The sequence below is a fragment of the Alteromonas sp. W12 genome (assembly GCF_001924945.1).
GTDB classification, from domain to species: Bacteria; Pseudomonadota; Gammaproteobacteria; order Enterobacterales; family Alteromonadaceae; genus Alteromonas; species Alteromonas macleodii.
On the sequence record NZ_LQXH01000001.1, the window covers coordinates 215,315 to 227,701 of the forward strand.

Sequence of the window (12,387 nt, forward strand, 5' to 3'; positions counted from 1 at the left end):
GGCCTGTTTTGTTGTATGTTGCTTTTAAACCCAAGTAAGACGACGTCCGTCTCGGTTAGTTCGACATAACGTTTAAAAAAACAGTGATAATGCACATTACTTCTTGGCAAAGAGTTAATGTAGCTTTCACTCGCTATTACTATTCATATAAGCGCTCAATTCTAAGCACTTCTGTCGTAATTACCAACCATTCAGACAAAAAAATGCACTTTTATATGCACAACACATCAAAGACGGAGGCAATTAGTGGCAGTAAGCTTGATTTCAAGCTGCACAAGCCCTAGTTAATTAACTTATGTATTTGATATGATGATTGGTATAACGCGCTCTGCACGGCGTGATTTCACTACAGTAACATCAACTTTCTAAACAGTGCACCAACGGAGTATGACGCGATGTCAATTTGGGGAAAAATCCTCGGCGCCTTGTTCGGCTTTATGTTTCTTAAAATACCTGGGGCGATCTTAGGGCTGTTAGTCGGGCACTTTTTTGATAAAGCCTATCGCCAAGATTTCAATCAGCTAGGCGGCTTTGGGCGCTTTTTTACCGATCAGGACAATCTGAAGCAGCAAGCTATTTTCTTTCATAGTTTGTTTAGTGCGTTAGGCCATCTTGCTAAGTCTGACGGCAAAGTAACGGACAGAGAAATTCAAATCGCCACAGCATTAATGGACGAGATGCGTTTAACTGGGGATGCTCGTCGTGAAGCTCAGGATGCATTTAGAGAAGGCAAAGCGCGAGACTTTCCTTTAGTCGATACGTTGAAAGGTTTTTATGACGCCAGCCACGGTAGACGGGATATTCTTCAAGTATTCTTAGAGATTCTTATTCAAGCCGCTTTCGCCGACGGTCAGCTTTCACAGGAAGAATACAACGTACTTGAAAAAGTAGCGAAGCCACTAGGCTTTAGGCGACGTGATTTAGATTATCTAATTTCAATGTATGAAGCTGAAATACGCTTTAGGCAGCGGTCTAACTCTGGCTCAGGACAACGCACTCATTCAGGTCAACGTCAGCACAGCCAATCAGCCTATTCAGAACAGCAAAGTTTAGATGATGCCTATCACATATTAGGTGTGGCGGCATCCGACGATGAAAAGACAATAAAGCGTGCCTACAGGAAGCGCATGTCTGAGCATCACCCCGATAAGCTGGTGTCTAAAGGGCTACCTGAACAGGCAATGGAAATTGCGAAAAAGAAAGCGCAAGATATTCAATCAGCCTACGAGCTGATTAAGCAAAAGCGTGGCTTTTAGATGGCAAAAACTCAACGTGAGTTAACTTATGTGCCGGCAGCGAGTCAGGCGCATATCGATGGTTTTATCGAGATGCTTTGGCTTGAGAAAGGATTGTCAGATCATACTCAGCAGAGCTATCGCACCGACCTTACTAAGCTTGCTATCTTCAGCAACAATCAAGGCGTAAAAGATATCGCTGTGCTGACCACTGAGCAGCTTCAGGACTATTTAGCCTATCGTCACGACAAGGGGCTGTCCACACGCAGCACTCAACGTGCGCTTAGCGCTATCCGGGCGTTTTTCGTATTCCTAATTAGTAAGCAGGTTCGCGTTGATAGCCCAGTTTCCGCGCTGTCTAATCCGAAAACACCCAAAGCTTTGCCTTCTTCACTCAGTGAGCAACAAGTTGAAGATTTGCTAAATGCCCCCCTTACCGACGACCCTATTGAATGTCGGGACAAGAGCATGCTTGAAGTGCTTTACGCGACCGGCCTTCGTGTAAGTGAGCTTATTGGGTTAACAATGGATCAAATAAGCCTTCAGCAAGGCGTAGTTAGGGTTGTGGGTAAAGGGAATAAAGAGCGCTTAGTGCCCCTTGGTGAAGATGCAATAGAATGGCTGCTGACCTATATTAAAACAGCAAGACCGATACTCGCCAGTAAAGCTTCTGATGTGGTATTTCTGAGCAAGCGTGGACAGAAAATGACGCGCCAAACATTTTGGCATCGCATTAAATACTATGCGGTGAAAGCGGGAATTGAGCAGCACCTTTCTCCCCACACGTTGCGTCATGCCTTTGCGACACACCTTTTGAATCACGGTGCTGATTTACGTGTTGTACAAATGCTGTTGGGGCACAGCGATTTGTCAACGACTCAAATATACACCCATGTAGCGACAGAGCGACTTCAAACTTTAATCCACAGTCATCACCCACGTGGCTAAATTGGCTAAATATACAAATAAAGAATGCTATAAATTGGGGGCTGTATACGACGAGGCTCAGTGACGACGTATATAAAATAAAAAGGTCTATGGTAGGATACGAGCCATGCAAAACGTTTAGAACATACATTTTCCGTTAGTACTTTAACGCGGCTGAGTTTAAATGTTGACGTTAAATGTACTGAGGTTAAAAGAAAATTAGCGTTTAACGTGCAATTTTTTGCTAAGTTTTACGGTCTGAACGTTATGAATGTAAAAATTTTTAGCAATTGCTTTAAATGGAAGATACCGATTCAAGCAGTTGCATGTTAAGCCAATAAGTACAAGAAAACTTAAATGGCAAAATGGAGAGTATTTAGTGAAAGCAGTAAAGAAAGTATTGTTAGCCAGTGTAGTTGCGGCAGGTTCTCTATTAGGGCTTAGTGCGCAAGCGGCTGATGAAGCGGCTATCCGTGATAAATTAACCTCAATGCTAGGGTTAGATGTAGAAACTATTGCTGACTCTCCAGTATCAGGGCTGGTTCAGGTATCAACAAACCGCGGTTTATTTTACGTAAGTGAAAACGGGCAGTATCTGCTTCAGGCTCGTGTTTTTAACATTGATGAAGAGATGCGTAACGAAACAGAGCTGGCACTTTCTGGGCTGCGCAAAGAAGGCGTAAAAGAGATGGAATCATCGTCTATTACGTTTAAGGCCAAAAACGAAAAGCATGAAATAAGCGTATTTACTGATATTACGTGTGGCTATTGCCGTAAATTTCACAACGAGATTGATGAACTCAACGATGCGGGCATCACCGTACACTACCTTGCGTTTCCACGTTCTGGGTTAAACAGTGAAAACTACAACGATATGGTGTCGGTGTGGTGTGCGAAAGACCCGCAAAAAGCGTTAACTAAAGCTAAAGCGGGTAACGACGTAGCTAGCGCAAGCTGTAAAAATAAAGTGGCAGAGCAGTACATGTTAGGTCAAAAATTAGGCGTGAATGGCACGCCAAATATCGTACTGCCAGACGGTTCATTGATTCCTGGTTATCAGCCAGCTGCGTTGCTTGCTAAAGCATTGGAGGAAGCTGAATAGCCATTCAGTCCTTAACCTTAAATATGATAAAAACGCACGCTTTGTGCGTTTTTTTGTTTTCTGCGGTATGATTCGTCCTCATATTTTCTAGCGTTTTTTCGTACAGTTTTGCTTTGCAGTTCACACGGGCGTTTACTTGGAACCTGTACTAATTATCAAGTGTCCCGACTCCAGTCTTTTTATTTAAAGCCTATTTGAACTGGCATCGACAACTGCATTTACAGTAATGGTTAGTGGTATTTCATGATTTTGCCTATTGTTCGCCGTGAGGTTACCGGCGCCTCGCTTAGTTCCGACTTACATCCTGTTATCGATAGAATTTATCGCGGTCGTAATATTGCGAATTTAGATGACTTGGAGAATGGTCTAAAAGGACTAACACACTTCAATGTTTTGAAGGGCATGCCGCAGGCCGCGCAAATTCTCGCTGATGCTGTTGTACAAAATAAACGTATTATTATTGTGGGCGATTTTGATGCCGACGGAGCAACCAGTACATCGGTATGTATATTGGCGCTTCGAGCCATGGGCTATCAAAACGTTGATTTTCTTGTACCTAACCGTTTTGACTTTGGTTACGGACTTAGCGTGCCTATCGTGGATGAAGCTGCCAAACAGGGGGCAGAGGTTATTGTTACAGTGGACAATGGCATTTCCTGTATTGACGGTGTAACCCATGCAAAGTCGTTGGGTATGCAGGTTGTTGTTACCGATCACCATTTGCCAGGTGACGTGCTACCTCCCGCTGATGCGATAGTAAATCCTAACCAACCTGGCTGTGAATTCCCTTCTAAAAATTTGGCTGGGGTTGGCGTTGCCTTTTACATCATGCTAGCACTTAAAGCCGAATTACAGCAGCAAGGGCATTTCGAAAAAGCGGGAGTAGCGCCACCAAACCTAGCGTCGCTACTTGATATTGTTGCGGTTGGCACCGTGGCCGATGTAGTAGTGCTTGATAAAAACAACCGAATTTTAGTTCATCAAGGCCTTCAGCGGATTCGGGCGGGTAAGTGTCGACCTGGCATTAAAGCATTGGTCGAAGTAGCGAATCGCGATTGTGCCCACTTAACCTCAACTGACTTAGGCTTTGTGGTTGGGCCAAGGCTTAATGCTGCAGGTAGATTAGACGACATGTCGCAAGGCATCGCGTGCTTGTTAGAAGATGAAACCATTCAAGCGCGTATGATCGCTGCGGAACTCGATGCGCTTAACAAGGAACGCCGTGAAATTGAGACCGGCATGAAAGCGCAAGCGGAAAGCGTGCTAGAGCAAATGGCGCTGGATGAAGGCGATATGCCAAGCGCACTGGTGGTTTATCGCGAAGACTTCCACCAAGGGGTTATTGGTATTGTGGCAGGGCGTTTGAAAGAGAAGTATCTTAAGCCTGTTATCGCTTTTGCCCATCAAGACGACGAGATCATTAAAGGTTCTGCGCGCTCTATTCCTGGCGTGCACATTCGCGATGTACTTGATGAAGTCAATACACGCTACCCTGGCGTTATCGAGAAATTTGGCGGGCATGCCATGGCTGCTGGATTGAGCTTGCCCGTAGCTAAGCTACAAGACTTCGAGCGTGCTTTTGTTGATACTGCACGTGCGCACATGGCAAAGCTTGATGGGAATCATGCTTTACTTTCCGACGGGGACTTGTCGTCGAAAGAGCTGTGTTTACCCTTTGCTCATTTATTGCGTCAAGCAGGTCCGTTTGGACAGGGTTTTGAATCACCACTATTCGATGGTGAATTTGCACTACTTGACCAACGCTTAGTTGGCCAAAAGCACCTGAAAATGGTGTTAAAAAGTGACGGCGCTAATGAGGTCGACGCTATTGCGTTTAACGTTGATTTGCATTCATGGCCGAATGCCATGGTTAAGCGTGTACATATTGCCTATCGACTTGATATCAATGTGTTTCGCGGCCAGGAAACCGTGCAGCTTATTGTGGAGCAAATAGAAGCGCGTTAGCAGAAGTAAGCTCACACGCAGAAAAAAGCCAATAAACCTAACAAACGATAAGCGCAAAGTAGGAAAGAAGAGGCAAAGGTGAAAAGCGAAAGACAAAAGCTGGTGGAAAAGCATAGTCAGCTGAATCAAACCGACAATGCTAAAGTGATTTCCCACGTTCAGCGGGAAGAGAAAGACAGCGATTGGGTACGCCACACCATTATGCTAGAAGGCATTGATGTCCCTTTTATCTACCGACGTAAACAGCAATACCAAAGTTTAAAAGGCGCGCGGGTAAACGTAACCTATTATCGCCACGTTGAAGAGGTGGCTGGCATTGAGTTTGAAACCATGAAAGTGGTGAGAATTAAACGCAGCTAATATTAACGTTACCAGCGGTAACACTTTGGCCACAATCAAAACACAGTGAACAACAATGAATAATGAATGGTTAAATGCCTATGTACTGCATAGACGCCCTTACAGGGAGACCAGCTATATTGTTGACTTTTTTACCCTGGAAGAAGGGCGTGTTAGTGCGGTAGCGAAAGGGGTGAAGAATAGTAAATCTGACAAGAAAAGCCTGCTTCAACCTTTTCAGCATCTTCGTTTACAGTTAAGCGGAAAGTCAGAGTTAAAAAACTTACGTCACGTTGAAAGCGTTTCGCCTTCCATCAACCTTGTGGGCACGGCGTTATTTTGCGCCATGTACGTTAACGAGCTAACTAATCGCGTTATGCCGGCAGGGCTTGCCAGCGATGGCGTTCACAATGCTTATGAAAATGCGCTGCTGTCTCTTCGAGATGAAAGCGACATAGAAGTGACCTTACGTCAGTTCGAGTTTGCACTGCTTGACGAAATGGGGTTGTTGCCCGACTTTACCACCGACGTCGAGTACGAATTGCCCATAGAAGAAGCCGGTAGTTATCATTTTCAGATAGACGCAGGGTTCGTGCGACTGCCTGACGATATGGCTGGTCCCCGCGGTATGCGAGGCTTTCCTGGACAAGCGCTGCTTAGTTTATCACAGGGGGAATTTACGCCGCTTAGTAAAAAAGTGGCTAAGGTGCTTTGCCGGGACTTGCTGAAACCGCTAATTGGTGACAAGCCACTTAAAAGCCGCGAGCTTTTTATGCCCAAGCCGCGGTAATAGCATTAAATTATTTTCTCTTAACTCAAACGCTTAATAAGCACGTTCTACAAAAAAATTTGCTACAATTGCGACTTTCCTTAAAAGGGTATTTTTACCCTTAAAGCAACGTATTAAACAGGAAGAGCTGGCCTCTTCTATCGCTCTTACAGGCTAGGTGGTGAAATGAGCACGATTTTATTAGGCGTTAACATCGACCATATTGCAACACTACGCAATGCGCGCGGTACGCATTACCCAGATCCAGTGCACGCAGCGGATATTGCCGAGCGTGCAGGTGCAGACGGCATTACGGTTCATTTGCGTGAAGACCGCCGTCACATTAAAGACCGCGATGTACGCATTTTAGCGCAAACCATTAATACCCGACTTAATTTGGAAATGGCGGTAACCGATGAAATGCTGGCAATTGCCGAAGAAGTGAAGCCTGTTTTTTGTTGCTTAGTACCTGAAAAGCGCGAAGAGCTGACTACCGAAGGTGGTCTTGATGTGGCAGGGAATTTTGAAAACATCAAAGCGGCGTGCGAGCGACTCGCTAATGCGAACATTTTGGTGTCGTTGTTCATTGATGCAGACAAAGCGCAAATTGACGCGGCAGCAGCATGTAACGCTCCTTACATCGAAATTCATACAGGCCAATATGCAGAAGCCACCAGCGAAGAAGAGCAGCATAAAGAGCTAGCGCGTTTAGTTGAAGGTATCGAGTACGCCGATAGCTTAGGGCTTAAAGTGAATGCCGGTCATGGCTTGCACTATCACAATGTTAAGCCTATTGCGGCTATCCCTCAGTTAATCGAACTTAATATTGGCCACGCTATCATTGCTCGCGCCGCGTTTGATGGCCTTCATACGGCTGTAGCTGATATGCGTAAACTTATGCTAGAAGCACGAGCAGGCATTTAACCTTAGATTCAAAAGGGTGTAGATAACGTGGCGATTGCAGGGCTAGGTACTGACATTGTAGAGATAGCGCGACTTGGTAAAGGCGATGGCGCTAATGAACGCTTAGCCAAGCGAGTACTTACGCCTGCCGAGTGGCAGCAGTTCAGCGAACACGGTACGCCAGTTCGCTTCTTGGCCAAGCGTTTTGCCGCCAAGGAAGCTGCAGTAAAAGCCCTTGGTACTGGAATTGGAAACGGGATCAGCTGGCAGCATGTAGAAGTGCGCAATAATGATTTAGGCGCGCCAGAGCTCCATTTTTCCGGTGAGTTTGCTGCAATATGCAAAAACCGAGGTATCACGCGAAGCGTGATCAGTATTTCAGATGAGCAGCATTATGCTGTCGCCACCGTTATACTAGAGTCTGAATAGAACAACAGGCCCCAAACCTAATTAGGCGGCTTCTATTTAGTAAGCGCGTGCAGAAACCTCTACTAACATCAAACCACGTAAAGCAAGTAATCGGAGTCACACTTGGCAAACCTTTTTAAACAATCTCGCAGCAAGCAAAAAGGCAAAACGTCGCTTACTGAACGTGGCGCTTCAAAAAAAGGGAATGCCAGAGCCAACGCACAGGTCGCTGGACTTCGATTTGGGAAAAGCAAAAAAGCAGCGGATACCAGTGAAACTCAAAAGCCTAACACGGTCACCATTGAAGATTTGGACTGGATGGGCAATGGCGTAGTGCGCGGCAATCCGATGGTATTTGTTGAAGGTGCCCTTGTAGGAGAAACCTGCGACATAGAGGTGGTATCTAGCAAAAAGAAAGTCATTAACGCTAAAGCGACAAACATTCACTCGCCAAGTGATGCAAGACAAGCGCCTTTTTGCCCTGTGTTTGATGTATGTGGTGGGTGTCAGCTACAGCACATAAAGCCTGACTCTGCGCTTGAGCAACGTGACCGTGCTCTTAAAGTGATGATGGAACGTCACCTTGCAATGAAGCCACACGTTTGGCAAGCACCTTTAGCAGGGCCTCGCCCTCAATATCGCAGAAAAGCAAGGCTGGCTATAGATGCCCGCAACCCCAATCAAATTAAGTTGGGCTTTCGTGAAGCAAATAGCAGTAACGTTATCAATGTAGAAACCTGCCCAATACTGGTCGACCCGCTATCTAAACTTATTGGCCCTTTACGAGATGCGCTTACAGGGTTCGAGTCAGCGCGTCATATTGGACATATCAGCCTTATTGCAGGCGACAACACCTCGCATCTTGTTATTAAACACACCAAAGCCCTTGAAGCTGAGCTTATTGATGCAGTGAGCGAATTGGTGAACACGAGTTCATCAGTTGGTGTCTACGGAATTGAATTAAAGCTTGAAAATAAGCAGGGGCAAGTTCGCAGTGTGGGCCGTGGTACTGATATGGTGATGAACACGGTAAATGGCTGCTCAATTTCACCTAGTGCTAACGACTTTATTCAAATTAATAAAGTGGTTAACGAAAAAATAGTTAATCAGGCAATAGGATGGCTAAACCCAAAGCCCAACGAACGTATTGCTGATTGGTTTAGCGGGCTGGGCAATTTTACTTTACCTATTGCTAAGTTAGGTGCAAAGGTTCAGGCGGTAGAAGGTGTGGCAGAGATGGTGCGCCGCGCCAAAGACAATGCACAGCAACAGGGCATTGAAAATGTAGAGTGGCTGCATTTAGATTTGGCCGATAAGACCAACGTCGAGGCTTCATTACAGCAGGGCTTTGATAAGGTATTGCTAGACCCTTCAAGAGAAGGGGCGTTGACCGTTTGTCATGCGCTTGTAAAAGCACTACCAAAAACGATAGTGTATGTTTCTTGCAACCCAAGTACGTTTTCTAGAGACGCAAAGGTGTTGATAGACGGAGGTTATGAAATGGAAAAAGCGGGCGTAGCAGAAATGTTCCCCTTCACCCATCACATGGAAATGATGGCCTTGTTTACGCGAAAGCAGCAGTAACGAGTAAAGGATATGGTATCGACAAGAAAGGTTCACCAAGCCGACCGACCACCCTTTGAAGCGTGGTTAGATAGCCTTGAGTTAAGCGCAGAAACAAAAGAAAAACTAAGTGCAGTGTCATCTATTCCCGAGCGACTGTTGGTTGGTCAGGAAATGGTTGAGATTTTGTGTCAGCTCAATATGGATGACGCAACGCTTCAGGCAGCCTTGGTTTTTCCATATTGCGAACAGCACGCCTTAAGTGAAGACGATATTTATGAAGAATTCGGCGGGGAAATACGCGACCTGATCGTTGGCGTGCGCCGAATGGATGCCATTAAGTCGTTACATGCGCGTAAAGTAAAAGGCTCTGGCTTTGCAGAAAAGTCGGACGAACAGCACATAGACAGTATTCGTCGTATGCTGCTGGCGATGGTAGAAGACGTGCGTGCCGTTGTGATCAAAATGGCAGAACGCATTTGTGCATTGCAACAGGTTAAAAAGGCCGACGAAGAAACCCGCGTTATGGTGGCCCGCGAATGCGCTAGCATCTATGCGCCACTGGCAAACCGTTTGGGCATTGGTCAGTTAAAGTGGGAGCTTGAAGACCTTGCGTTTCGCTATCTACATCCCATCACCTACAAACAAATAGCTCATCAGCTTGACGGCAAGCGCAGAGAGCGCGCCGAGTACATAGAAACCATAGTAGGCGACTTGCAGGGCTTGCTTGATAGCGAAGAAATTCGCGCAGAGGTTTACGGCCGTCCTAAGCACATATTCAGCATTTGGAAAAAAATGCAGAAAAAGCGCCTTACGTTTGAGCAGCTTTTTGATATTCGTGCGGTGCGTATTATTGCCGAGCGACTTCAAGACTGTTACGCCGCGCTTGGTACGGTTCACGCCAGCTACAAGCACCTACCGAACGAGTTCGACGACTACATTGCAACCCCAAAACCTAACGGTTACCAGTCTATTCACACGGTTATCGTGGGGCCTGAAGGGAAGTCGGTAGAGATTCAAATTCGCACGCAGAAAATGCATCAGGATGCAGAATTGGGTGTGGCTGCTCACTGGAAATATAAAGAGGGCAGTACGGGCAAGCAGTCAGGCTATGACGAGCGTATAAACTGGCTTCGTCGCATATTAGCGTGGCAAGAGGAAGTGGCCGAATCTGGCGATTTAGTTGAAGAACTTCGCAGCCAGGTGTTTGACGATAGGGTGTATGTGTTCACACCCAAAGGCGATGTTATTGACCTTCCCCAAGGCGCTACACCGCTTGATTTTGCTTACTACATTCACAGTAACGTGGGACATCGCTGCATTGGCGCAAAAGTGAATGGGCGAATAGTCCCTTTCACTTATTTACTGCAAAGTGGCGATCAGATAGAAGTACTTACCGGAAAAGAGCCAAACCCAAGCCGCGACTGGATGCACCCAGGTCTTGGCTATGTGCATTCATCACGGGCCCGTGCCACTATCCATTCCTTCTTTAAAAAGCAGGACAGAGATAAAAACCTTGCTGCCGGTAAAGAGCTGCTAGAACGCGAACTTCAGCGTGCTCACTTACCTGCCAAAGTACCTAATGAGGCATTTGAGAAGTTTAACTTACAAACCCTCGATGACTTGTATACCGCAGTAGGTGCCGGCGATGTGCGCGTAATGCAGGTGATTAACTTTATTCACCATTTGCAGGAACCGCCAGCCCCAGAACCCGAAATTAGTCCTAAGGTTAAAACGCGCAAAACTGCGGCCGGGACGGGCAAAAAAGATGCGGTGGTGGTGCAGGGCGTGGGCCACTTAATGAGCCAGCTGGCGAACTGCTGTAAGCCGGTTCCCGGCGAAGCGATTTTAGGCTATATCACACAAGGCCGTGGCGTAAGCGTTCATAAAGAAAGCTGCGACCAGCTGCAACACTTGTTGTCACAGCACCCTGAGCGTCAGATAGAAGTGAATTGGTCACAAGAGCTTAAAGTAGGTTTTGAGACGGGTATTGATATATTTTGTCACGATAGAACTGGCCTGTTGCGCGATATTACTACGGTATTGGCGAATGAAAACGTTCCGCTTTTAGGCGTGAACAGCCTAAGTGATAAAAATAGGCAGACGGCGCTTATCACTATTTCGATAGAGGTTCAGGACCTCGATACGGTGTCTAAAGTGTTAACCCGATTGCGACAGCTTAAAGGCGTGACCGATGCAAAACGCAAACAAAGCTAAGCTTAGCGAAATGCAGCGGCTGCTTAAAATTATGGCGCAGCTGCGCGACCCGCAATCTGGGTGCCCGTGGGATGTAAAACAAACCATGGAAAGCCTAACTCGCTACACCATAGAAGAAGCCTACGAAGTGGCCGATGCTATTGCCAATGGTGATATGCACGACATTAAAGATGAATTGGGTGATTTGCTGTTTCAAGTGGTGTTCTACGCACAGATAGCCAGTGAATCGCGTGCATTTTCTTTTGACGATGTGGCGCAAAGCATTAGCGATAAACTCGTGCGTCGTCACCCTCATGTGTTTGCGAATGCGCTTGCATCTGAGGGCGTTGGTGACACAAATGAAAACGTAACGGTCGAACGTACCCTATTGAGTGACAGTACTTTAAACGCGCAGTGGGATGCTATCAAAGCCCAGGAAAAGCAGCTTAAAAAGCAGCGTTTAAAGCAAGACAACGAAGCAATAGAAAACAGTATTCTAGATAATGTGCCTAAAGGTATTCCGGCACTTATGTACGCGCAAAAGCTGCAGAAAGCCTGTGCAAAGGTAGGCTTTGATTGGCCTGATGCCGCACCTGTCATAGATAAAGTGCGTGAGGAAGTGGAAGAGATTCAGCAAGAGCTGGATTTCAAACAGCGAGCACAAGGGGCACTGAAGACTGGTGTTGTACCTTTAAACAGTGGCGTGCCCGACAACCAACAAGCAATTGAAGAAGAAATTGGTGATGCACTTTTTGCCATGGTTAACTTGGCAAGACATTGCAAGGTAGATGCTGATACCGCACTTAGAAACGCCAGTAACAAGTTTGCTAACCGTTTTAAAGGCGTAGAGCGCTTGGCGGCTGAACAGGGCGACAAGCTCGACGCATTGACGCTTGATGAAATGGAAGCGCTGTGGCAGCAGGTCAAGCAGTCGTCTAACACTAAGTAATTGTACGTCGCAGCATACTAAAAGCGCTGCT

The 12,387-nt window shown here is 46.3% G+C and carries 11 protein-coding genes; all 11 read left to right on the plus strand.

Features of this window, described 5'->3' with window-relative positions; all coding sequences use genetic code 11:
* Positions 1 to 395 precede the first annotated feature (395 nt).
* Entirely contained in the window at positions 396 to 1,256 is an 861-nt protein-coding gene (djlA, locus tag AWH61_RS00885) for a co-chaperone DjlA (RefSeq protein WP_014948312.1), read from the plus strand.
* Entirely contained in the window at positions 1,257 to 2,183 is a 927-nt protein-coding gene (gene xerD, locus AWH61_RS00890) for a site-specific tyrosine recombinase XerD (protein ID WP_014975697.1), read from the plus strand. It abuts the gene before it with no gap.
* Between the two features lie 358 nt (positions 2,184 to 2,541).
* Positions 2,542 to 3,264 carry a bifunctional protein-disulfide isomerase/oxidoreductase DsbC gene (dsbC, locus tag AWH61_RS00895; RefSeq protein WP_014948313.1) on the plus strand — a complete coding sequence of 241 codons (723 nt, stop codon included), beginning with the start codon at positions 2,542 to 2,544 and terminating at the stop codon, positions 3,262 to 3,264.
* Between the two features lie 243 nt (positions 3,265 to 3,507).
* On the plus strand, positions 3,508 to 5,229 hold the full coding sequence (gene recJ / locus AWH61_RS00900) for a single-stranded-DNA-specific exonuclease RecJ (protein WP_083605840.1): 1,722 nt from the start codon (positions 3,508 to 3,510) through the stop codon (positions 5,227 to 5,229).
* 78 nt (positions 5,230 to 5,307) lie between these two features.
* Positions 5,308 to 5,589 (plus strand): hypothetical protein, encoded by a 282-nt coding sequence (locus tag AWH61_RS00905; protein ID WP_014997360.1) that lies wholly within the window; start codon positions 5,308 to 5,310, stop codon positions 5,587 to 5,589.
* A 55-nt stretch (positions 5,590 to 5,644) separates the two neighbouring features.
* Positions 5,645 to 6,358 carry a DNA repair protein RecO gene (recO, locus tag AWH61_RS00910; RefSeq protein WP_075175997.1) on the plus strand — a complete coding sequence of 238 codons (714 nt, stop codon included), beginning with the start codon at positions 5,645 to 5,647 and terminating at the stop codon, positions 6,356 to 6,358.
* Between the two features lie 165 nt (positions 6,359 to 6,523).
* Positions 6,524 to 7,261, plus strand: coding sequence for a pyridoxine 5'-phosphate synthase (gene pdxJ, locus AWH61_RS00915; protein ID WP_014975702.1), 738 nt, complete (start codon positions 6,524 to 6,526; stop codon positions 7,259 to 7,261).
* Positions 7,262 to 7,288: 27 nt separating this feature from the next.
* Positions 7,289 to 7,669: a holo-ACP synthase gene (acpS, locus tag AWH61_RS00920; RefSeq protein WP_075175998.1), complete on the plus strand. Its 381-nt coding sequence runs from the start codon at positions 7,289 to 7,291 to the stop codon at positions 7,667 to 7,669.
* Between the two features lie 102 nt (positions 7,670 to 7,771).
* The gene (gene rlmD / locus AWH61_RS00925) at positions 7,772 to 9,232 is read left to right on the plus strand and encodes a 23S rRNA (uracil(1939)-C(5))-methyltransferase RlmD (RefSeq protein ID WP_075175999.1); all 1,461 of its coding nucleotides are present in this window, start codon (positions 7,772 to 7,774) and stop codon (positions 9,230 to 9,232) included.
* Between the two features lie 12 nt (positions 9,233 to 9,244).
* Positions 9,245 to 11,428, plus strand: coding sequence for a GTP diphosphokinase (relA, locus tag AWH61_RS00930; protein WP_075176000.1), 2,184 nt, complete (start codon positions 9,245 to 9,247; stop codon positions 11,426 to 11,428).
* Positions 11,406 to 12,356 (plus strand): nucleoside triphosphate pyrophosphohydrolase, encoded by a 951-nt coding sequence (mazG, locus tag AWH61_RS00935; protein WP_075176001.1) that lies wholly within the window; start codon positions 11,406 to 11,408, stop codon positions 12,354 to 12,356. Before relA ends, mazG begins: the two co-directional genes overlap by 23 nt.
* Positions 12,357 to 12,387: the final 31 nt, after the last annotated feature.